This is a genomic window from Vreelandella sp. L-25 (genome assembly GCF_056857535.1).
Genome location: NZ_JBSXNH010000061.1, coordinates 34,382 through 56,496, shown reverse-complemented (window position 1 = coordinate 56,496; position 22,115 = coordinate 34,382). Strand labels below are relative to the sequence as shown.

The following is a 22,115-nucleotide window of genomic DNA, read 5'->3' as shown; positions in this document are numbered from 1 at the left end:
AAACGCTGGAAGCGGATCAAGGGGTTTAACCAACTGAAGCTGGTCGTGAATAACGTTCAGTTTCGGGATGGAGAACGGGTGGATGATCAATCCGGCAGAGACGCCGCCTGATGCTCATACACCAGATTTGACAATAACTCCGGTCGCAACTATTCCTGTAACAAGATAAAGCCTTTGTCTGGCAATAATTTCGAATTGGTCAATGAGGGAGGCGAGATCAGGAATGTTAAATTATACGAAGGGAAGCATCACGGACTGGAGTAGGGTACCCGGGAATTATTTTCATCGGGCATCCTGGCAAGAGAGTGAGGGGCTATTTGGTTGCTCGATCCGAGGATTGGATAATGAGTTTTTTGGAACTGTATAGTCTTTTACTTGCCCTGGTGGTCGGCATCGTGGCTACCATCCTGGGCCTTTACGGGTTTGTGCGCGTGATGGGCTCTGCGCGCGGGGAGCCGGGCAAGGATGTGCCGGCAAGCTCCGGTGTGCTGTCGCGGGATCCGGTGTGGGGGCGCTATCACGCGCGTTACTACGGTTACGCATTGTTGTTCCTGGCCTTCGATATGGAAATGGCGTTCATGTACCCATGGGCCGTCGTGTACAAAGAAGTAGGGCTGGTTGCTTTGTATGATATGGGCGTATTTCTTGCCATCCTCTTTCTGGGCCTGCTTTATGGCTGGAGTCAGGGGGCATTGAGGCGTCAATGACTTCTGATCATCCCATTAACACCACAGGTTCGCGTCAGAGGCAGACACGGTTTGCCGCTCTTCAGAAGTGGGTTTCCCGTGCATTTGCGCGTGACCTGAGTTGTCTCATCGTCCCGGGACAGGATGTCGCTCTGGCGCATGGCTTGAATGTGAGTGCCACCGGCATGCGTGTCAGCGCCTCACCCCGTGATGCGAATGTGCTTCTGATCGTCGGCGGGCTTTCAGAAAAAATGGGCGAGGTTGCAACGGTGCTTTATGCGCAGATGCCCCGGCCCCGCACTATTCTCATGCTTGGCGGCAAGACGCCATCGTCTTTTCCGGATGCTGATGTATCAGCGGGTCTGTCGCAAAAGGCACTGGCCGACGCGGTTGGGCGGCTGAAGCGGGCACTGGCGGAAGGTGCCTTCGCTACTTCAGCGGAGGATTTTGATGCCTCCGTCCTGCACGTCAAAATCGAGTACGTCTGCCCTATGCACCCGGAAGTTGTCGAAGACGAGCCGGGCAGTTGCCCCAAATGTGGCATGGATCTGGTAGCACGCGAAGCGGGGGAGCAAACCCCTGAGGGCGGCCACGATCATGAACATCACCATGATCACGAACACCAGAGCCAAGACCACGACCACGACCACGACCACGACCACAGTAACGAACACAGTAACGAACACCAACCGGAACACGCTCACGAAAATGCCGGGACCGAATATACCTGCCCCATGCACCCCGAAATTGTTCGGGACGAGCCTGGCAGCTGCCCCAAGTGCGGTATGGACCTGGTAGTCCGCGAGGACGGGGAAGATGAGGGCCACTCAGAACATGAACATTCCAGCCATGATCACGGTGAGCATGAGCATGGAGGGCACGATCACGGTGGCCACGATCATGGCGCCTCGGGATTCATGTCGATGATTGAAGTCACCAAGGATCTGCCACGCAGCGCCGATGGCCTGCAGATGGACTGGCTTGAGGTGCCGTTCGGTCCGGTCTTCCCCGGCTTGCCCGGCGGACTGAAGTTGACGCTGACCCTTGATGGTGACGGCGTAACGGAGGGGCAGGCGACCTCCCTGGTGGGGGTGACCAGCGAAGGTGAGAATATTGAAGAAAGTGAAGAGATGGATGCCGAGACCTTCATTGGGTATCTGTCAGCCGCAATTCCACTGGCACCGGTGAGCTACCGTCTTTTAGTCTGTCTGGCAATAGAGCAAGCGGCAGGGCTGGAGGACGATTCGGCAAACGCCGGTGCTCGCACCGGCGCCCTTGAGCGTGAGCGCATCGCCAGTCACCTTGGCTGGCTGGCTCAGTTAGGGCGCCAGCTCGGCTTTGCCTGGCTGACGCAACGGGCAGCAACTCTGCAACTGCAAGTCAGAGAGGCTAACAGGGACAGTCTTGCTGCACTGGAGCCAGCGCTGCACAAATTAACTATCCGCCTCGGGCGAACGCCTTTGCTCAAATCTCGGCTTAAGGGTGTCGGCCTACTGCCAACGGACTCTTTTGGTCTGCGCGGGCCCGTAGCGCGTGCTGCGGATGAAGGCGGTGATGCCTGGGCGCGCCTGTGGCAACGCCTGGCCGAAATTTCGGCCAGCCTTGACCTTATAAAGTCGGGCGGAGAACCGGAGCTGCCGGTTCTGCGCGACGTTGGCGATGTGTCAGGAACCGGTGAGGCCACCGTTGACACTCCGCGCGGCGAGGCCCGGTTAAGTCTGAAACTGGAGCGCGGCCATGTGAAGTCATACGAGCTGGACACCGCCTGTAGTCAGCATATCGGCCTGGTCCCTAAGCTTGTCGAGGGCCAGGAACTGGGCGATGCGCTGCTGGCAGTCGGGTCACTGGATCTTTCGCCCTGGGAGGTGACTTCGTGACCGTCGCTATTGTTTTGCTCGCGCTGCTTGGCAGCGCCTGGCTGCTGGCTGTGATTGAGGGCTGGATGGCGACTGGGCGTCTGAGTCCGGCCGCGCCTCTGTTTCGCGGCCTGGCTCACCTCGGTCGTGAGTCCATAGTACCGCGCTCACCAGACCGGGTCTTCTTCGAGGCCGCGCCCGTGCTTCTTTTGGTTGTCGCCGTGCTCGGTATGGCAGTCCTGCCGCTGGCGCCGGACCTGATCATTGCGGACCTTGGCACTGGCGCACTGTTTGTGAACGCGGCCCTGGCCTACGTGCTCGTCGCGGTGATCATGGCGGGTTGGGGGCCGGATGGAGCCTACGGGATGATCGGTGGCTGGCGCTTTCTGGGCCAGCTTATTGCCTATTCCATGCTTATTGTCATGCCGATCACGGCCGTGGCCATGCGCGCTGAGTCTCTGGTGAACACTGCGATCGTTAGTTCCCAGGAGAGCCTGTGGAACATTGTCTACCAGCCCCTGGGCTTCGTGCTGTTCTTCATTGCCGCCATGGCGCTTGCGTTTCGCGCGCCATTCGATCTGCCCACCGCGGAGGGGGAGCTTGGCGGCGGTGTGGATGCCGAGTACACCGGCGTCCGCCTGGCAGTGTTGCGCCTGGCTCGCCTGACGCTGGTGGTTACCCTGGCCTCCGCGACCACGGTGTTCTACCTTGGTGGCTGGTACGGCCCGCTGCTGCCGCCCTGGGCCTGGAGCCTGATCAAGACCCTGGCCGTGGCCGTGTCGATGCTGCTGGCCGGTCGCTACCTGCCACGCATTCGCGAGGCGGATCTGATGCGGTGGTGCTGGGTTCTCGGGATTCCCCTGGCGCTGGTTAATATCATTATTGTCGGTTTACTGATTCTGGTGGTTCCTTGATGTACGCACAGGCTTTTTTCGTTGCCGTTTTCGGGCTGGCTGCCATTGGCTTCGGCGTGGTGGTGTTTCGCACCTCGTCCATGATGCGTTCCGCACTGGCACTGCTGTTTTCGATGACCGCCGTCGGCTGCCTGTTCCTGGCGATGCAAACCGAATTCCTGGGCGTGCTGCAGATCATGATGATGGCCACCGAGATGAGCATCATGGCCATCTTCATGGTGATGTTCATGATGGATCCCGGCGGGCTTGGCGGTATGGATATGAGCCACCAGAAGCGCTTCTCGATAGGTGCCGGGGTGAGTGCCGCCGTTGTCGCCATCGCCGTTGCGCTGCTGTCCGACTGGGGCCCCGCAGCGGAGCAGGTGGTGGACGCGCAAGCGCAGACACGGGCGCTGGGCATGGAACTGCTCGGGCGCTCGATGATGATCTTTGAGACCGCCGGTATCACCATCCTGACCGCAATGATTGCCGCCACGGCAGTGGCAATACCGGTGCAGAACCTGTCAAGTAAAGACGACAAGGAGGCATCGGAATGACCATGATTCTGATCTTGGCGCTTGTGACCGGCGCCATCCTGTTCGGTATCGGAGTCTATGGAGCTCTGTCACAGACCAATCTGGTGATGATCATGATGGGCGTGGAGCTGATGCTGGCAGGCGCCATGGTGAATCTGGTGGCTTTCTGGCGCTTTCTGCATCCGGAAGCCTATTCCGGCCAGATGTTTGTGCTGGTGGTGATGACGGTTATGGCATTGGAGATGGCGGTCGGCTTTGGCGTTGCCATTGCGCGTTTCCGGGCCAAGGGCTCGGTCGAGATGGAAGAAGCGGAGGACCTGAAAGGATGAGTGCAGTACTTCTGCCGATACTGCCGCCGCTGATCGTCACCCTGGCCGTGTTGATACTGCGCCGTGGCAGCGCTGCGCTGGCCCTGGCTGGCGCGACGCTCAGCCTGGCAGGCGGTGTCCGGCTGCTGGCCGGAGCCCTTGACGGCCAGGCCGAAACCCTGCTTCTACCCGGGCTGCCGGACATGCCCTTGCGCCTGGTTTCGGGTCCGATGACGGCACTGCTGAGTGTGGCAGTGGCCACGGTCGGAACCTTCGTTCTGGTTTATGCCATCGGCTATATGAAGCGGGAGTCCGGCCAGGCGCGCTTTTATGCCGTAATGTCGCTGTTCCTGGCGGCGATGCAGGCGTTGGTGCTGGCTGGCGACTGGGTTCTGTTGTTGGCGGCTTGGGAACTCATCGGCCTCTGCAGTTACCTGCTGATCGGCTTCTGGTTCCAGCGGCCGGAAGCCGCAAACGCAGCCAGCCGTGCTTTTCTCTATACCCGCAGCGCCGATCTCGGGCTTTATGTGGCGATATTCATACTCATCGGGTCGTCGGGTACCAGTGAGATTGCCGCCTCTCTGGAAGCTGGCGGTAATGCCTCGACCGCCGCCGGGCTGCTGTTATTGCTGGCGGCCATGGGCAAGTCGGCCCAGGTTCCCCTGCAGGACTGGCTGATGCGCGCCATGGCCGGCCCGACACCGGTCTCGGCGCTGCTGCACTCGGCCACGCTGGTGGCGGCGGGCGCCATTCTGCTAATCCGGTCTGCGACGCTGCTGAGTCCTGAAGCGCTTTTCGCTATAGGGCTTGTGGGTGGTGTCACCACGGTGGCAGCCGGGGTCATTGCGCTGGCTGAACGTGATCTCAAACGCCTGCTGGCGGCTTCCACGGCCAGTCAGTACGGCCTGATGCTGATTGCTGTGGGCGCCGGGGTTCCGATGGCCGCGCTGTTGCACTTTCTCGCCCATGCTGCCATTAAAAGCACCCTGTTTCTTGCTGCCGGTGACTTTCAACATGCCCGCGAGGGTACCGCTTTTGATCAGTTGAAAGGCGTTGGCCGCGCCAGGCCCTGGGCCTTTGCCGGCTTTGCGCTGGCAGCGCTGGCACTGGCGGGCATTCCACCGCTGAGCGGGTTCTTTTCCAAGGATGCGGTAATTGCTGCCGCGCTGTCGGGGCAAGGCGCCGCCTGGCTCGGCCCTCTGGCCCTGGCGGGCACTCTACTTACCGGCGCCTATGTGGCCCGGGCTCTACGGGTGCTCTGGCAGAGCACGGGCGACAGCCGGTCGGTAGAAGGTACTGGCTGGATGCGCGCTGGCATCTGGGGGCTGGCAATTCCCGCCGCTGGCCTGGGTCTGGCCTTTGGTCCCCTGGAAACAATACTTGATCTGCCCGCTCCGGAAACCGCAGGTACCGTCGCCATAGTGCTCGGGCTGGTCGCCGCATTGGTCGGGCTGGCCCTGGGCTGGCTGGTGCCGGTCCAGCGCCTGCTTGGACCTGCCCATCAATGGGCAGAATCGGGTTTGGAAGTTGCGGGCGGGCTTACCGCCTGGATAGGCCGGCCCGCAATGGCTGTTGCCCGGGGCTGTGACCGTCTGGAGGATCATCTGTACGCGGCCGCGCTTGCCATTGGTCATACAGCTCTCAGCATTGCCCGTGGGGGCGAGCGACTGGAACAACGTTTGTATCTGGCCGTGCTTGGCGTCGGCCGCGCCAATCTGGCGGTGGGTCGCTGGGTTCGGGGCGGGGATGAGCGTGGTATAGACGGCCTGATCTTCGCCCTGGTGGCCGGTGTGCGGGACCTCGGCGCGCGGGCGAGAACCCTGCAAAGCGGCCTGATCCATCATAGCCTGGCGATCAGCGCCGTAGCCACCGCTGTGCTCCTGGCCATCCTGTTTTCAGCTTCACTGAGTGTCTAAAGGAACCCTGTACTCATGTTACCACTCGTATCTCTGACCCTGTTTTTGCCACTCGTCGGCGCTGTGTTGATTCTGTGTTTGCCGAAGCCGACGGCACGGACGGTGCACAGCATAGCGATCGCCAGTGCCGCCCTGACCCTGGTCGGCGCTCTGGCCATGTGGCTTCAGGGCGTGAGTGGTGACGGCTTTTCCCAGGTCGAAGAGCTGGTATGGATGCCGGCCATTGGCGCCGCCTACCGGGTCGGGGTTGATGGCATCAGCCTGCCGCTGGTGCTGCTGAGTGCCGTGCTTTTCCTGGTTTCTCTGATCTACGCGTCATCGCTTCGCGACCGACCACGTGCCTACGTAGCTCTGATCCTGCTTCTGGAAACCGCTGCAATCGGTACTTTTACCGCCCTGGACGGCATTCTGTTCTACGTCTTCTTCGAAGTTTCCCTGGTGTCGATGTATTTCATGATTGCCGGATGGGGACATGAAGACCGGCAGCGGGCCGCCCTGATGTTCTTTATCTACACCCTGTTGGGCAGCCTGCCACTGTTACTCGCGATTCTGGGGCTTTACCTCGGCAGCCCCGACCCCACCTTCGATATGCGGGCGTGGATTGCCAACCCTCCCCTCGAGGGGGCGGCGGCCATGTGGGCGTTGATCGCCATGCTGATTACCTTCGCGGTCAAGATTCCTGCGATACCCCTGCATACCTGGTTACCTGCGGCACACGTGCAGGCACCGACCGTTGGTAGCGTCATCCTGGCGGGTATCATGCTGAAGTTCGGCACATACGGGCTGGTGCGGTTCGCCCTGCAAATGACCCCTGACGCCCTCCGCGATGCCGGCATCGTTGTTTTGTTTTTCGGTGTCGTCAGCGCAATCTACGGTGCCTTTGCCGCCCTGGCACAAACTGATCTCAAGCGCCTGGTGGCCTATACCTCAATCAACCACATGGGCTACGTCATTGTCGGCGTTGCCGTTGCCGCACTGACTCTGGACCCGTCGGTGCGTGCCGTCGCGCTGGATGGAGCCGTGCTGCAGATGTTCAGTCACGGCCTGGTCACCGGTGCCCTGTTCTTCCTGGTGGGCATGATTCAGGAGCGCGCCCATACCCGCGAAATGGGGGAGTTTGGCGGCTTGCTCAAAACGGTTCCATTGCTTGGCTGGTCCTTTGTGCTGGCGGCTTTCGCGTCTCTGGGTCTCCCTGGCCTGGCGCACTTCCCGGCAGAGTTCCAGATATTTCTCGCCACCCTGGGCACTACTCCCATCGCGGTTGTGGTGATTCTGGGTATTGCCATTATCGCCGGAACCTTTCTCAAGGCACTGCGTGAAACCTTTCTGGGTGAGCCCCGGGATCGCTGGAATAAAATGCCGGATCTGAGCCCGCGAGAAATTCTCGCGGTGGCGCCCCTGCTGGTGCTCACCGTTGCCACCGGCGTGGCGCCGTCCTGGGTGCTGGACGTTATTCACCGGACCACATCGGCACTGGTGCTGTAATGGGTCGAGATCTCGCATTAATCATTCCGGAAATTGCCGTTCTGTTGACGGCTGTCGGTGCCCTGATCGCGGAAATGCTGCGACAACCCCGGATTTCGCTGATCATTGCCGTCATCGGCCTGGTTGTTGCCACGGGGCTGGCCCTGCGCCTGCTCGGCACAGACACAACGATATTTGGCGGCAGCTTCCGGATCGACACGTTAAGCATCTGGGCCAAGCTCATTCTGCTGCCAGCAACGGTGCTTGCGATGTTACTGGCGCGGGTGGATGTCCGAGGCAGCGCCCGTGAGGGTACGGTCTACAGCCTGCTGATCTTTTCCACTCTCGGCGCCCTGGTGCTGGCGGGGGCAGGGGACACCATGTTTCTGGTGCTGGGCACGCTGCTGACCGGTTTGGCCACCTTCGCCCTGGTCGCCTATCCGGACACCGACCCGGCGACCGAAGCCGCCATGAAATTCTTTGTGTTCGCTTCCGTCACCACTGCCATCATGATTTTCGGTTTGAGCTACTGGTTCGGTGCCTCCGGCTCTACGCTGATCGCCGATCTGCCGTCCATGGATACCATGCCGCTGGCCGTTATTCTCGGGTTCGTGGCTGTGGTAGTGGGCCTGGGCTACAAGGCATCACTGGTTCCGTTCCACTTCTGGGCACCCGACGCCTACGAGGGCGCGCCACTGTCGATTGCCGCCTACCTATCCGTCGTGCCCAAGATTGGCGCCCTGTTTGCGCTCACTCAGGTGGTTCGTCACCTGCCACCGGAAACCGGCTGGGCTGCGGTCATGGCGGGGCTGGCCGTGCTGAGCATGACCTATGGCTATCTTGCGGCACTGGTGCAGGATAACGTCATCCGGCTGCTGGCCTATTCGTCGATTGCCCAGTCCGGCTATTTCCTGCTGGGCATCCTCGCGGTGGGCTCCAGTGAGCTGGCCTTACCATCGATCATTCTGTTCGCCGCCGCCTATGCGGCTATGAACCTGGGCGCTTTCGCGGTTGCCGCCATAGCCGGGCGCACTCTGAACGATTTTAGCGGGCTGGGCCGGTCGCGGCCTTTGATTGCCATCGCAATGGTAGTCTTCCTGCTGTCATTGGTGGGCATTCCGCCACTGGCAGGTTTCGTCGGCAAGTTCCTTCTGTTTGCGGCAGCCATTGACGTCCAGTTCACATGGCTGGCGGTGGTGGCGATCATCAATAGTGCACTGTCGCTGGCAGTGTATCTGCGCATTGTTGTGCCGATGTACAGGGGAGGGGATTCTGCATCCGTTGAGCTTGATGCATGGCTGGGATTCGTGGTGTTTGCGACGGTTGCAGCCACATTCATCATCGGACTGGGTGCCCAGTTTATGATTGTTCGCGACATCGTATGATGTGCCTAGTGTTGTGTTCGGCATCCATGCGAGAAAGCCGCCGAACGCTGACGTGGTCAAGAAATCGCCATCTTACCCCAGCAGACAAACTATGCTGCGCTACCTCAGACCCGGCGAGCCAGCCACCAACCAGCGACCATCGACAGCAACAACGCCACGAGAGGCCAGGTTATACCACTTATTGACGCAAAGGCCGGGCCCGGACAATAACCTGATAGACCCCAGCCTATCCCAAACACAGCCGCACCAATCAATAAACGGGTATCAATATCACGACGTGTGGGCACGATAAACGTTTCCGCGAACAGAGGGCCCTGGCGACGGAACACCAATTGGTAGCCGACAAACGTTGTTACCACGGCTCCGCCCATCACAAATATGAGCGTTGGGTCCCAGTTACCGAAGACGTCGAGAAAGCCCTGAACACGATGGGGGTCAGTCATACCGCCAATAGCCAGACCCAGGCCAAACAACAAACCAGCCAGGTAACCAAAAATCAGTTTCATAAAGAGTGTCCTGTCATGAGTCTGACGACGTAAACGGGAGTTTCGATGGCGGTGATGTCACTTCCGACGGCGGTATCCTGCTGCTGCGGCAGCTCGATCGCGAGATGGGCCTGACCCGCGCCGTCGCTCGCCGACTCAGCGACGAGCGCGACGCTCAGCGCTGCCTGCACCGCACCGAAACCCTGGTCCGGCAGCGCGTGTTCGGCCTGGCGCTGGGCTATGAGGATCTCAATGACCACCATGCGTTGCGTCACGATATCGCCCTGCAGACCGCCGTCGATACCGATGGCGTGCTGGCCAGTCAGTCCACCCTGTGCCGCTTCGAGCAGCAAGCTGACCGGGACTGGGCGATCACCATCCACGAGGAGATGATCGAGCAGTTCATCCGCTCGTTCCGGCGGCCACCCAAGAAGCCGCTCTACCTCGACTTCGATGCTACCGCCGATCGGGTGCATGGCCAGCAGCTCGGGCGGCACTTCAACGGCTACTACAACCACTACATCTTCCTGCCGCTGTTCGTGTTCTGTGGCGACCAGCTGCTGGTCAGCTACCTGCGTCCGGCCTCGCTGGATGCCGCTCACCACGCCGGCGCCATCCTCGCCCTGTTGGTCCGGCGGCTGCGCCAGGCGTGGCCTGAGGTGAAGATCGTCTTCCGAGGCGACAGCGGATTCTGCCGTCCGCTGATTCTCAACTGGTGCGACCGCCACGGCGTCGATTACATCATCGGCCTCGCCGGCAACAAGCGCTTGGCCAAGCTGGCTCTGGACATCGACTACACGTCGGCTATCCGCTTCGAGAAGAGTTGGGAGAAGGAGCGTGTCTTCGGCTTCATCGAGTACGCTGCCAAGAGCTGGAAGGAGCGTCGACGAAGGGTAATCGTCAAGTCCGAGACCAGCCGGCGTGGCTTCAACACCCGCTATGTGGAGCAGCAGTTCCTGTTCTCCGACCGCACCAGCTGCCACGAATGGTGGCCCAATCAGTACCGACTGCTGCTCTCGGGGCTGGCCTACCTGCTCCTGGAGCGGCTGCGTCGGATTTACCTTAAGCGCACCGCCTTCGCCCAAGCCCAGGTCAACACCATCCGCCTGAAGCTGCTGAAGATCGGCGCCGTCATCACCCGCAACACGCGCACCATCCGGCTGATGTTGAGCAGCCAGTACCCGGAGCAGGACCTCTTCCTGAAGCTGGCCAGTAAGCTGGTGCCGGGATAGCGCCGCGGCGTGCTGTCCCCGGCACAGAAAACACATGGGGGTTGGGGGCAGTGCGTCCTGAGCGCAGAAAATTGATCAAAAAGCAGCCAAACTCCACTCCAGATCCCTTTTATCCCCACCGAGCCTGGCATCTGGGGACTTCTGACTGACCCGGTGCAACATCCGGGCTAGGCAGCCTGCTGGCTCCTGCCCTTGCCATTGCTGAAGAGAGCGAGAAGACGCCCCGCTGGAACGAGGCGCTGATCGAGGCGGCGTAGGCAGTGACGCTGGGACCCCGCCCGCTCTTTCTGGTCAACGACATGAGTGCGGACAATGCTCACGAGCAGGCACTCAAAGCGACGTTACTGATCAGTGCCGCCGAGCGAACCACCTGGCACTGCTCGCCGCTGCCGATTGGGCATCGGGGCGCACCGCTTCAGTTTCCCGAACACACGCTCGAGTCGTATATCGCAGGCGCTCAGGGCGGGACCGATATCTTGGAGTGCGACGTCGCCTTCACCGCCAACGAAGCACTAGTCTGCCGCCACTCACAGTGTGACCTCCACGCCACCACCAATATCGTCGAGACGCCATTGGCCGGGTAGTGCAGCGTGCCGCCAGCGTTCGATGACACCACCGGCGCGTTGACCAACGCGGCCGATATACGCTGCTGCACTAGTGACTTGACGCTCGCGGAGTTTCATACGCTGCAAGGGCGTGAATAGCGATGCCACGAGTATCGTGGTGTAAGTGACGGGCACCCCAGGGTGGCGCACAGACCTCTATACGTCCCCTGGTACCTTGATGAGCCATGCCAACAGTATTGTGCTCTTCCAGCAGCAGGGGATCATGATGGCACCGGAACTGAAATCCCACGAGGTCGACATGCCGTTCACCGGGCATACTTCCGAGGGTTTCACTCAGCAGGCCTACGCCCAGAAGATGATCGATGAGTACAAGGCGGGTCCCATTGAGCGTTCGGCTATTTTTTTCATTTTTTCATTAAAAATGAGAACCATTAGCACTAGAATGGCAGCATGATGATTGATGCATTCGCCACCAGGAGTCGTCCATGTTCGAGATCAAAGACGCCACGTTTGAAGTCAATGGCAAACCCATCCTCAACCCCATCGAGCACACGTTTCACGAAGGCAAAGTGTATGGCCTGATTGGCCATAATGGTTCCGGCAAGTCGACGCTCATCAAGCTGATGGCACAGCAGCAGCCGGTCGCTCGGGGCGCGATCCATTTCGATCAGCGCCCGCTGAGTGACTGGGGGCATCGTGAGTTTGCTCGCCAAGTGGCCTACCTTCCTCAACACCTGCCGAGCGCCGAGAGCTTGACCGGGCGTGAACTGGTCGGCTTTGGCCGCTATCCGTGGCACGGTCTCTTGGGGCGCCACACCCAGGCCGACGAAGAAGCCGTGGAACGCGCCATTGCGCTCACGCATACGGAAGCCTTCGCCGACCGACTGGTCGACACCCTCTCCGGCGGCGAACGCCAGCGGGTTTGGCTGGCGATGCTGCTTGCCCAGGGCAGCCGCTTCCTGCTGTTGGACGAGCCGTTGGCGGCGCTGGATATTGCCCATCAAATCGAAGTGCTGGCGCTGATTCGCAAGCTGTGCGACGAGCTCGATTTGGGCGTGGTGATCGTGCTGCACGATATCAACATGGCCTCCCGCTACTGCGATGAGCTGATGGCCCTGCACAGCGGCCGACTCCTGGCACACGGGTCTCCCCACGAGCTAATGCGCGACAGCACCCTGGAAGCCATTTACGGGTTGCCGATGCAAGTCATCCGACACCCCAATGGAGAGCACAATATCGCCGTTGCCCAGTAGCTGGCCGCTGAAAAGTGGCCACCCTGCGTCGGTGGCTGCTGTAGGCTCACGAGCTGATCTGCGCCACCGCATCTTCACTGGCCTGTGCCCGCTGCTCTCCCGTCAGCTCACTCAATTGCCCCTTAGACATCTCCAATAAGCGGTCCGCATGGACGAAGTAGCTGTCGTCGTGGCTAATGGCAAACACGGTTTTGCCCATCGCTTTCAAGTGAGGTAACAGTTCGCGGTAAAACAGCCGCCTGAACTGCGGGTCCTGGTCCGCCGCCCACTCATCCAGCAGCAAAATATCCCGCTCTTCGGCAATCGCCAGCAGCAGTGCCAAACGCTTGCGCTGCCCTTGCGAGAGCTGCGTATTCACCACGCGGTCATCTTGCCATTCAAGCTTTTGCTGCATCTGCAGCCGCTCGAGCCAGGTCGCGACCAGTACCGGGTCAGCCGCTTTGCCACCCGGCCCCATGGTTTGGTCGAACTGGTGAAAATCGGTAAAGACGCTGGCAAAGCGCGCCCGAAACGCAGCCCACTCTTGCGGGCTAAGCTCCTTTCCATCCACACTAATTTGGCCACTTTGCGGGCGGTACAACCCTGACAGCAGACGCGCCAGCGTCGATTTACCGCTGCCGTTACCGCCAATCAGAAACACCTGCTCGCCACGCGCCAGCGTGAGATTGAGCGGTCCCACCTGGAAGCCTTCGCCCCCGGAGGACGGCGTGTAGCGATACACCACGTTGGTGAGCGTTAAGCGCTGCCAACCTTGGAAACGATCCTCCACATCGAAGCCCGGCTGGTACTCCGCTAGCTCCAGGCTGGCCAATTTATCGAACGCCACTTGGGCGCTGATTAACGTGGGCCATGCGCCCACGGCCTGAATCAAGGGCGTGCGTAAAAACAGCAGGGTTAGAGCAAAGGTGGCTGCCACCGCAGGGCTTGCCCAACCCAGCACGTTGGCCATGAAGAACACCACGCCAATAGCGCCCAGCATCATGATGTTGGACCAGTTATTGGCGCTGAGGTGGTAGGTGTCTGCGCGAATAATATGGTGGCGATACGCTTTTGCGTTATCCGTGTAGGATTCATCAAAAAAGCGCCGCGCACGGTCACGGTTAAGCGCCAGCTCTTTGCGACCTTCGATCGCCGATTGATAATCCTTATACAGCCGATCCTCGCTTTCGCGCACCTGATGGAAGTGGCGATACACTTTCGATACCAGCACCCAGCCAACGCCCATGGTGAAGGCCATCCACAGCACGGTGATCACCACCATCTGCGGCGAGAGCCACGCAAGGTACGCCACCGAGGCCAGCGTGAGTACTACGCCCTGCACCAGCTCAGGTAAGCGCACAAAACCAATGGTAATATTGCGCACATCGCTGGAGAGACTTGCCAGCAGCGTCGCGTTACCAAGCTGCTCTAACCGTTCGATATCGGTATCCAGAATCCGCTTCACCAGCCGGGAGCGCAGATCAAAGACGAAGTAGTGGCCAAGCAAGGTGAGCGCTAGCTGCGTGCCCAGCGTGACCGCCAGCAGCAGCGCCAATAGCCCTAAAAATTGAGGCAATGCGGAGAGGGCGCTGCCCGCTTCGATCAGCCGCTGGTTGATGAACGCAATCACCCCCACCCCTAGCCCGGCACTCACCAGGCTCAGCGCTAGTGCGCCTAGAAACGGCCAGCGGTAGTGACGAAAAACCACCCGCAATAATTCCATGCTGCAACCCCTTTACACATAAGCGGCGAATTGTGACGCACTTCCCCGGCAAGTCAAACAAAGAGACTGATTTTCATTTACGCATCTTGGCCCGCGCGCCTTCCTTTACTCGCCGTTGCGGTGTTGATTAACTGCCAGAGCCAACAACAGAGAGGACATCATGGTGGATTACAAATTACTGCATGCACTGGCCACCGTGGTGGAGTGCGGCGGCTTCGAGCGAGCAGGCGACGTGATGGGCCTTTCGCAATCAGCTATCTCTCAACGGATAAAAGCGCTGGAAATTCGTTTGGGCCAGCCGGTGCTGGTGCGCCACCCCGCTCTCGCGCCCACGCCTGCCGGCCAGCGATTATTAGCTCATTACCAGCAGGTGCAGCTCTTGGAGCGCGATTTACACGATGCTCTTCCCTCTCTAGAAAAAGCCGCGCCAAGGCTACGCATTGCCCTGAATGCCGATAGCGTGGTGACCTGGTGGGCCGACGCCGTGGCGGATATCTGCCAAACGGAAGAGGTGCTGCTGGATTTGGTCATTGAAGACCAGGAGGTAGGCTTAAAGCGTCTACGCGATGGCGATGTTGCCGCCTGCCTATGCGCCACACCCAACCCAATTGCCGGTGCCCGCTGCCTACACGTGGGGGATATGTCTTATCAACCGCTGGCATCGCCCAGCTATGCCGCACGCTTTTTTCCGGAAGGCCCGAGCGCAGAGGCGTTTCAAAAAGCCCCCGCTATCGTCTTTGGCCCCCACGACCAGCTACAGCACCAGTTTTTGGCGCAGTGCGGCTACCAAGGGCACTTCCCCTACCACTTGTGCCCTTCGTCAGAGGGCTTCGTGCGCTTAGCAACGGCGGGGATTGGGTACGGCATGATTCCTCAACGCCAAGCTGCTGAACAGTTGCAAGCAGGCCAACTGGTGAGTATCGCACCGGGGCAAGGATTAACCGTACCGCTCTACTGGCACTATTGGCGTCACAGCGGGCAGCTGATTCAGCGACTAACGGAAAGGCTGAGCCATCTCACGCTTTAGCATCATTCTTATCAAATAAGGGCAAAAGGAAGCTACACTAAAGTTGGCTTTTATGGTCAATACCAGCTAATTGATGCTGATTTACAGCAAATACCTAATACTGCCGTCAGCGTTCAGGGTTTCCTGAGCGGAGTAGAAAATCACACAAGCGAACGCTATGGGTGCCCACCGTTGGTTAAAACGCTTTCTGACCAGCCTACTGATCGGACTCTTGAGTTGGTGCTCACAGGTGAGTGCCACGGATACGCTGTCTATCTCACCTGAGCACGCTCATTACTCGCTCAACGAAGTGACACGCTACTGGCACATCGAAGCACCGCTGACGCTGCGCGATGTGCTCGAGCAGGCACCCGAGTTTCACCCCGTTGTTAGCGACTCAGCGCTACAATTTGGCTACACCCAAGGAGATACTTGGCTCACAGCTCGCCTGCACAATGCTTCACCGCGCCCGGCGACCTGGATGGTAAAATTCGAATACCCCTTTTTAGATCATGTGACGCTTTACACTCTGCGCGAGCAGTTTAGCGATGTTCAATACAGCGGTAGCGCCATTCCTATTGCAGAGCGTGCCCTGGCCCATCGCCAAGCGGTATTTCCTATTACGCTGGCGGGTGGAGAGACAGTAACGCTCTACAGCAATGTCATGGCGGCAGGCAGTAAAGTATTGAACTACAGCATCATGACGCCCGAAGCGTTTTATACCCAAAATGACCGCCATAACTTTTGGCTCGCCACCTACTTCGGCATGCTCATAGCTCTGGGCCTTTACAACTTTCTGCTCTTTTTTGGCCTGAAAGAGCGAGTATTTCTCTACTATTCGCTGTTCGCCTTTGGCTTTACGCTGGCCATTCTAACGTTTAACGGCATTGGCACGCTGATGTTCTGGAGCTTCTTGGGAGACCAGACCGCTCGGCTGGTGGCCATTGGTTTTACGTTTGCGTCGGCCATGGCCACCCTGTTTGCCCAAAGCTTTCTCAACACGTGGCGCTATAGCCCTCGCTGGCACCGACTCCTTTCTTGGTTTCGTGCTGCCTGCTGGCTGGCTCTTCTTGCCGCCTTTTTACTGCCGATCCAGCCCGCACTGCGCTTGATGGACGTTGTCGGCTTTAGTGCGTCGCTACTACTATTGGTCTGCGGGATTTACTGTAGCTGGCGGCGAGTACCCAGCGCCCGCTTATTTGTTGCCGCGTGGTCTATTTTTTTACTCGGTGCCGCTGTATTTGCGTTGCGCAACATGGGCGTTTTACCAGCTAATTTTATCACCCTCCACGGTATTCAAATCGGCTCTGCTATTGAGATGTTGCTGCTCTCCTTTGCCTTAGCGTCGCGCTTTAACAAATTAAAATGGAAAAAAGAGCACGCCCAGGCCAATACCGTTGCCATGCTGAAGAAACAGGAAGCGGCCCTAGAAGCTAGGGTCGCCGCTCGCACCCATGAATTAGAACAACTTGCCAATCACGACATGCTCACAGGACTCCTTAACCGGCATGGTTTAGTTCGTTATGCAGAGGCAGCGCTGGCGCAAAGAAGCCATCAGCATGCTCCCTTGGCACTCATTATGTGTGATTTAGACCGTTTTAAACCCATCAACGACCAATACGGGCATGAGGCGGGTGACTTCGTTCTTCAGCAGGTTGCCAAGCGGCTGGAGCACTTGGCGCGCGAGGAGGACCACTGCGCTCGTTTCGGTGGAGACGAGTTTATTTTGCTACTCGAGCATGTCCAGCAGCCAACCATGCTAGACGATATATGCAGCCGCATTGCCCAAGCCGTTAGCGCGCCGATTAAACTTCCTAACGGCGCGCTGGTACATGTAGGGGTCAGTATGGGCGTTAGTCTCAGTAGTGACGAAAACAGCACGCTCGCTCACTTACTAAGAGATGCCGACCAGCAGATGTACGCCGATAAATCACGCCAAACCAAACGCTTTTATGGCTATGGCTCAGCGTGACATGAGGAGCGTTGCAGGCGCGCTGTTAATCAAACAGGCTCATGCGCTTCATCACGTTATCGCGCTTAATTCGCCAATGAAACAGCGCGCCAGCCACATGCAGCGTAATCAGCACCACCAGCGCCCAACCTACACGCTCGTGCCACATAAACAGCGTTTCCGAGAGCGCCTCATGCTTACCTAGTAGCCCTGGCAAATGCCAGTGGAAAAACTCCACCGGAAAACCGCCTGTGGCGGTGGCTGCCCAGCCGAGGAGCGGCATAACGACCAGCCCCACATAGAGCAAATGGTGCACGCTGGTGCTCACAATGCGCTCAAAGGCATTCAGGGGCGGATCGTGATCCGGCACTACAAAGGCGATCCGGGTGATAATCCGCAACGTCATGAGCAGCAGTATTGTGACACCTAGCGTTTTATGGCTGGTATAGAGCAGATTCGTCAGCGTATTTCCAACCAGCGCCAACGTGCGTTCATACCCTAAAAAACCCAGCGTCAGGCCGCTCGCCAGCGAGAGCAGCGCCGCCAGTGCTACCAGCCAGTGCAGCACCCGATGCGGGTAGATATAGTGATCTAACTCGTGCATTCAAAACTCCCTGCCCAGTAGCGTCGTCACCGTTAGCTTAGTTCAGCGGCGTCACGATAGAAAAATGATTGTTAGGTAATGACATACCTTATAAGCGATCCATGCCTATTAGTGATAGATAAAACCAGCTCACCCATGATGGCGTTTCGGTGAGCTGGTTTAAACATAGCTAGTTTAAACATAGCTGGTTTAGGGCACTTACGCGCGGCGCTCCCTATCTCCTCATCACCTCCCCCGACCCAAGTAGCGCGGTTTGGCGACGCCCTCTAACGCTTCAAGTGGAATGGTGAGCGTGGGCTGACCAACGGCATAAGGGGCTATCTCATAAACGTTGTAGGTAACTTCCCAACTATTTTCCAGCGGGGCAATATTGTGGCTCTGGCTAAGCGGCCAGTTGGCAGTAAACTGATCATCGAAGCCCATCTCACCTATCCAGCGCTGATGTGCCTGTACCAGCAGTGCATCGAATGCTGCCTCCTGGCCGTCTAGCAGCATCTCATCCGCTTCAACTACGCGCCGCTCCCGCTCGTCAATGACCATGTATTCGGTCAACGGAAGCCCATGCGCTTGGCCGGCATGATACACATAGCTATTGAGTTCGATGACCAACAGGTCGTGATGACGTGCGTACACCGTGGCTTCCAATAGCGCTTCGCTGGTCATGTCGCCAGGCGCGGCTTGGTTGTCCTCTTCAGCTAGGCTCAGGAAGCGCTCAGCGTACGCGTCCCAGCTCTCGGCAGGGGCAGCCGTCTCGTCGCTGATCGCCATGCCTAGGGTGAGCAAGCGGGTTTGTAGGGCCTCGCTTAACGCAGGCGCCTGGGGAAATGCCAGCGCTGAGATAGTCACCGTCGAACACTGCTCCCCTTGGCATCCCGGGGCCACGTACTGTTTTTCCACGGCCAGCGAGGCCAGTGCAAACGGCTCTGAGGGCGATGTATCAGCGGCCAAACAGCCGCCCAAGAGAAGCGCTCCGGCGAGCGATAGACCCACTCCTAGTGTTTTGAACGTGCGTAGCATCTTAACCTCCTTGTGAATCACTCACCCTATGAGGCGGGCTGATCATCGTAGAACGGCAACGCCCCTGCAGAGCGGCAGGGGCGTTGTTGAAAACGAACCGATACTTCGCGGTCGCGTTTAGGTGTCCGGCTGCATTTCGGTGGGTTCTGCGCTCACCGCTAGTTCGAACATACCGCTGCCGCTGGCGCTAAAACCGCGTGCGCTCACGGTATAGGTGCCGGGCAGTAGCGCCTGCTCTAAACGGGCGTTGGTACCACCGCCGCTGTCGTCGTCAGTATAGGACACGCCTTCGCCGTACAGTTCAAGATACGTATCGAAGTCGTTAGAGCTCATGCTCAGCGTGACGAGCGAGCTTTCCTCTATCGTGAGCTGATAGGTCAGAGCCTCGCCGCTGTACCAGCCGTTGAGCGTTTCATCGGGAGTGAGCGCACCTTCGTTGCGTAACTCGACATCGTTCGGCAGATCACGCGGCTCGATGGCGAGGGTGAACAGCCCGCTGTCGGTGCCATAGGCGGTACGGGCCGTGAGTTGGTAAGTACCCGGCGCGAGAAAATCGGCAATGCGAGCATTCAACTCACCCGCGCTGTCGTCATCTTCGCGGTAGTAATCGTTCGGGCCTTCCAATTCTAGGTACGCATCGAACTCATCGGCACGCATTTCGATCTGGTACATGCCTGCTTCTTCGATGGTTAGCGTGATCTCACGTTCGGTGGTATCGAGCCAGCTATCGATGGGCGTACCCACCGTCATGGTATCGGCATCGCTCAGCTCAATAGTGCGGCTGTTGACGTTGAAAGGCCCATAGCTATGGGCATCAACACCGCTGATCACCACAATGTAATCGCCCCCTCTTCAATACGGTGGCGTACCGTTTCAGCGTTGGCCAATAGCTGGAGCTGGTCGTCATACAGCGCGACCGTACCTTTCAGTGCACCGCTTAAAGCGATTTCCACCAATGTCTCTTCTTCAAGTGAAATAGCGTAGCGAGTGAAGCGACTGCCATCCTTACCGTTAAGCTCGCTGGCAGAAGTGATTTCACCCCGCGCACGCTCGCCCAAGGTCAGATAATCCAGGCCTTGTAGCGCAGCAGGCGTAGTGTCCTGCTCAGCGGTAGTTTCTGCTACAGGCTCTTCCATAGCGGCCGCTTGGTTGGGTAACGCTTGCGCGGCAAAGTAGCCAACGGCAACGCCGCCCACCGCCACAATCAAAAGAGTAAGAGAGGAAGACTTAGCCATGGGTGCATCCTTGTTCATTGGCGAGATAGTGGTCAGCAGTAGAGCGCAGTGATGTCGTACATGAATTATATGGCGCTAAACGAGTTAAAGTGAGCGTTTAATGAAAAATATTGCACCGCACAAATATCATCATTAACTGGCTTCATGGGAACGGCATAACTCACTGAAACGCAAGGGCATACCGGCATGTGATAAAAAGTGAAATTATGCGGCCAATTGCGCCGATCTTCTTAAAGCTTGCCGACCCCTGCATAGCAAGCTACTATCCATACGCCTATCGGCACCTCGTCGACGAATGCGGAGTCCGCTTTACGAACCACTGAGGTACTCCTATGGGAGCCCATAAACACCGACTACGAACGACCTGCTTGGCAGTCGCACTGCTTTTTTTGACGGCCAATCAAGCAGTTGCTCATCAAACCAATGCGCAAACTGAGTTACAAGAAGGGGTGGCTTCTTTCTATAGCGACCGCTTCCAAGGGGCCACCACCGCCAGTGGTGAGCCCTTCGATCAACAAGCGCTGACTGCAGCGCACCCGAGTCTGCCCTTCGGTACCAAGGTGCTGGTCACCCGCCCCGATACCGGACAAGAAGTCGAAGTCATGATCAATGATCGTGGCCCGTTCGTAAAAGGACGCGTGATCGACCTTTCTAAACGGGCAGCGCGAGCCCTCGGGATGATTCGCCGAGGCACGGCACCTGTAATGATCACCCTGGTAGATTAACGGATAACACATCCGCAAGCGTGTGATACCCCTTAAGCGATCAGCGTTGCAGCAAATGCTGAGTAAAGCGGCCCCACCCAGGGCCGCTTTTTTATATGCTCGTGTTAAGTCCGCGAACTTGCATGCGTGCTAATGGTCTCTACCCTGCTAGAAGCGTAACTTACCATCTTGATGCAGGAGGCAGCGATGCTATCTCGTTTTTATACCCTCACCGACCACCCCACCGGCCTACCTAAGCGCGAGCTATTTTCCTTAGAGAGCCAGGAGCTTCCCGACCTAGATGAAGGCGAAGTACGCATTCGCAATCACTGGCTCTCGGTAGACCCCTACATGCGTGGCCGGATGAGCGGCGTGCACACCTACGTAGCGCCCTTTCAGCTTGGAAAGCCAATGGAGGGCGGCGCGATTGGCGAAGTCATCGCCTCTAACCACCCCAACTTGAAAGTGGGCGATAAAGTGAGCCACATGGGCGGCTGGCGCGATATCGCACAGCTGCCGGGAGATAGTGTCACCGCTCTTCCAGATCACAACGTGCCAGACCAAGCCTACCTAGGCGTTCTGGGCATGCCCGGCATGACCGCCTGGACAGGCCTTAACCTGATTGCCGAGTGCAAGCCGGGCGATAACGTTTTGGTGAGTGCCGCCAGCGGCGCGGTGGGGTCTCTGGTGGTGCAGCTGGCAAAAGCAAAAGGCTGCCATGTCGTGGGTATCGCAGGTGCTGCGCATAAGCTTGCTTGGCTGGAGTCGCTAGGCGTTGAACCGGTCAGCTACCGTGACCGCAGCGCGCAAGAGTTAAGCGATGCCATTAAACTCGCCAGCCCCAACGGCATCGACGTCTATTTTGAGAACGTAGGCGGTATCTGTTTGGAAGCGGCACTCAGCCAACTTAACGAAGGCGCACGCATTGCCGTCTGCGGGATGATTGATGGCTACAATGCGGAAACCCCAGCCCCAGGGCCAAGTAACCTGTCGCAGTTGGTGGCACGTAAAGCCAAAATGCAGGGCTTTATTGTCGCCGACCACTGGGCCAGCTATGGCTACTTCTTAAATGAAGTCGCTCCTCAGGTGGCTGATGGCAAGCTGGACTATAAAGAGACGATCAAAGAAGGACTTGAAAGCACGCCAGACGCCTTTTTAGCGCTGTTTGAAGGCGGCAATACCGGCAAAATGCTGGTGAAGCTATCTGATTAAGCACCAGGCTGCTGTTAACGGGGTTACGCTAGGTTAAATCTGACACCTTTCCCAGCTTATCTATCTGAGCCGCGCTATGGTGAATAGCGCGGCTTTTTTGTCGA

The 22,115-nt window shown here is 58.4% G+C and carries 22 protein-coding genes; 16 read left to right on the top strand and 6 right to left on the bottom strand.

All coding sequences use genetic code 11. From position 1 onward, the window contains the following. Window positions 1-344: 344 nt before the first annotated feature. The 8 genes from AC13CN_RS08105 to AC13CN_RS08070 all read left to right on the top strand — a co-directional run bounded on the left by AC13CN_RS08105 (window position 345) and on the right by AC13CN_RS08070 (window position 9,044). Window positions 345-707, top strand: coding sequence for an NADH-quinone oxidoreductase subunit A (locus AC13CN_RS08105; protein ID WP_036206228.1), 363 nt, complete (start codon window positions 345-347; stop codon window positions 705-707). Between the two features lie 263 nt (window positions 708-970). Then, window positions 971-2,563, top strand: coding sequence for a heavy metal-binding domain-containing protein (locus AC13CN_RS08100; protein WP_483053116.1), 1,593 nt, complete (start codon window positions 971-973; stop codon window positions 2,561-2,563). Further along, window positions 2,560-3,456 carry a complex I subunit 1/NuoH family protein gene (locus AC13CN_RS08095; protein WP_074210962.1) on the top strand — a complete coding sequence of 299 codons (897 nt, stop codon included), beginning with the start codon at window positions 2,560-2,562 and terminating at the stop codon, window positions 3,454-3,456. Before AC13CN_RS08100 ends, AC13CN_RS08095 begins: the two co-directional genes overlap by 4 nt. After that, a complete protein-coding gene (locus AC13CN_RS08090; RefSeq protein ID WP_074210963.1) occupies window positions 3,456-3,992 on the top strand; it encodes an NADH-quinone oxidoreductase subunit J family protein in 537 nt (178 codons plus the stop codon). Before AC13CN_RS08095 ends, AC13CN_RS08090 begins: the two co-directional genes overlap by 1 nt. Then, the gene (gene nuoK / locus AC13CN_RS08085; RefSeq protein WP_036206236.1) at window positions 3,989-4,300 is read left to right on the top strand and encodes an NADH-quinone oxidoreductase subunit NuoK; all 312 of its coding nucleotides are present in this window, start codon (window positions 3,989-3,991) and stop codon (window positions 4,298-4,300) included. The genes AC13CN_RS08090 and nuoK overlap by 4 nt, the downstream gene beginning before the upstream one ends. Then, window positions 4,297-6,195, top strand: coding sequence for an NADH-quinone oxidoreductase subunit 5 family protein (locus tag AC13CN_RS08080; protein ID WP_074210964.1), 1,899 nt, complete (start codon window positions 4,297-4,299; stop codon window positions 6,193-6,195). The genes nuoK and AC13CN_RS08080 overlap by 4 nt, the downstream gene beginning before the upstream one ends. A gap of 15 nt (window positions 6,196-6,210) precedes the next feature. Further along, window positions 6,211-7,680: a complex I subunit 4 family protein gene (locus AC13CN_RS08075; protein ID WP_062372451.1), complete on the top strand. Its 1,470-nt coding sequence runs from the start codon at window positions 6,211-6,213 to the stop codon at window positions 7,678-7,680. Beyond that, window positions 7,680-9,044, top strand: coding sequence for an NADH-quinone oxidoreductase subunit N (locus tag AC13CN_RS08070; RefSeq protein WP_483053115.1), 1,365 nt, complete (start codon window positions 7,680-7,682; stop codon window positions 9,042-9,044). Before AC13CN_RS08075 ends, AC13CN_RS08070 begins: the two co-directional genes overlap by 1 nt. A 104-nt stretch (window positions 9,045-9,148) precedes the next feature. On the opposite strand, the gene AC13CN_RS08065 is transcribed toward AC13CN_RS08070, so the two are convergent. Continuing rightward, the gene (locus AC13CN_RS08065; protein WP_062372443.1) at window positions 9,149-9,550 is read right to left on the bottom strand and encodes a DUF6691 family protein; all 402 of its coding nucleotides are present in this window, start codon (window positions 9,548-9,550) and stop codon (window positions 9,149-9,151) included. A gap of 5 nt (window positions 9,551-9,555) precedes the next feature. On the opposite strand from AC13CN_RS08065, the gene AC13CN_RS08060 reads away from it, so the two are divergent. The 4 genes from AC13CN_RS08060 (at window position 9,556) to AC13CN_RS08045 (ending at window position 12,580) form a co-directional block, all read left to right on the top strand. Next, on the top strand, window positions 9,556-10,761 hold the full coding sequence (locus AC13CN_RS08060) for an IS1380 family transposase (protein ID WP_483053114.1): 1,206 nt from the start codon (window positions 9,556-9,558) through the stop codon (window positions 10,759-10,761). Between the two features lie 260 nt (window positions 10,762-11,021). Beyond that, a complete protein-coding gene (locus AC13CN_RS08055) occupies window positions 11,022-11,345 on the top strand; it encodes a glycerophosphodiester phosphodiesterase family protein (RefSeq protein WP_062361346.1) in 324 nt (107 codons plus the stop codon). 199 nt (window positions 11,346-11,544) lie between these two features. Beyond that, a complete protein-coding gene (locus AC13CN_RS08050; RefSeq protein WP_062361348.1) occupies window positions 11,545-11,781 on the top strand; it encodes a hypothetical protein in 237 nt (78 codons plus the stop codon). A gap of 31 nt (window positions 11,782-11,812) precedes the next feature. Then, window positions 11,813-12,580: an ABC transporter ATP-binding protein gene (locus AC13CN_RS08045; protein WP_062372434.1), complete on the top strand. Its 768-nt coding sequence runs from the start codon at window positions 11,813-11,815 to the stop codon at window positions 12,578-12,580. A gap of 46 nt (window positions 12,581-12,626) precedes the next feature. Here the strand turns inward: AC13CN_RS08045 and AC13CN_RS08040 are convergent, their stop codons facing one another. After that, on the bottom strand, window positions 12,627-14,282 hold the full coding sequence (locus AC13CN_RS08040; protein ID WP_483053113.1) for a multidrug ABC transporter permease/ATP-binding protein: 1,656 nt from the start codon (window positions 14,280-14,282) through the stop codon (window positions 12,627-12,629). A 160-nt stretch (window positions 14,283-14,442) separates the two neighbouring features. Between AC13CN_RS08040 and AC13CN_RS08035 the strand changes: the two genes are divergently transcribed. Both AC13CN_RS08035 and AC13CN_RS08030 read left to right on the top strand, forming a co-directional pair. Continuing rightward, on the top strand, window positions 14,443-15,309 hold the full coding sequence (locus AC13CN_RS08035) for a LysR family transcriptional regulator ArgP (RefSeq protein ID WP_044628958.1): 867 nt from the start codon (window positions 14,443-14,445) through the stop codon (window positions 15,307-15,309). A 157-nt stretch (window positions 15,310-15,466) separates the two neighbouring features. Next, a complete protein-coding gene (locus AC13CN_RS08030) occupies window positions 15,467-17,260 on the top strand; it encodes a 7TM diverse intracellular signaling domain-containing protein (RefSeq protein WP_253027425.1) in 1,794 nt (597 codons plus the stop codon). Between the two features lie 25 nt (window positions 17,261-17,285). Here AC13CN_RS08030 and AC13CN_RS08025 read toward each other — a convergent pair whose 3' ends face one another. The 4 genes from AC13CN_RS08025 to AC13CN_RS08010 all read right to left on the bottom strand — a co-directional run bounded on the left by AC13CN_RS08025 (window position 17,286) and on the right by AC13CN_RS08010 (window position 20,095). Continuing rightward, window positions 17,286-17,843: a cytochrome b gene (locus AC13CN_RS08025; protein ID WP_228219774.1), complete on the bottom strand. Its 558-nt coding sequence runs from the start codon at window positions 17,841-17,843 to the stop codon at window positions 17,286-17,288. A 225-nt stretch (window positions 17,844-18,068) separates the two neighbouring features. Beyond that, window positions 18,069-18,860 (bottom strand): RsiV family protein, encoded by a 792-nt coding sequence (locus AC13CN_RS08020; RefSeq protein ID WP_289111091.1) that lies wholly within the window; start codon window positions 18,858-18,860, stop codon window positions 18,069-18,071. A gap of 117 nt (window positions 18,861-18,977) precedes the next feature. Next, the gene (locus AC13CN_RS08015; protein ID WP_307725477.1) at window positions 18,978-19,694 is read right to left on the bottom strand and encodes a hypothetical protein; all 717 of its coding nucleotides are present in this window, start codon (window positions 19,692-19,694) and stop codon (window positions 18,978-18,980) included. Then, window positions 19,688-20,095 (bottom strand): hypothetical protein, encoded by a 408-nt coding sequence (locus AC13CN_RS08010; protein WP_232059490.1) that lies wholly within the window; start codon window positions 20,093-20,095, stop codon window positions 19,688-19,690. The genes AC13CN_RS08015 and AC13CN_RS08010 overlap by 7 nt, the downstream gene beginning before the upstream one ends. A 332-nt stretch (window positions 20,096-20,427) precedes the next feature. On the opposite strand from AC13CN_RS08010, the gene AC13CN_RS08005 reads away from it, so the two are divergent. After that, window positions 20,428-20,820 carry a septal ring lytic transglycosylase RlpA family protein gene (locus AC13CN_RS08005; RefSeq protein ID WP_044629795.1) on the top strand — a complete coding sequence of 131 codons (393 nt, stop codon included), beginning with the start codon at window positions 20,428-20,430 and terminating at the stop codon, window positions 20,818-20,820. A 186-nt stretch (window positions 20,821-21,006) separates the two neighbouring features. Beyond that, window positions 21,007-22,011, top strand: coding sequence for an NADP-dependent oxidoreductase (locus AC13CN_RS08000; RefSeq protein ID WP_062361357.1), 1,005 nt, complete (start codon window positions 21,007-21,009; stop codon window positions 22,009-22,011). The last annotated feature ends 104 nt before the right edge of the window (window positions 22,012-22,115 follow it).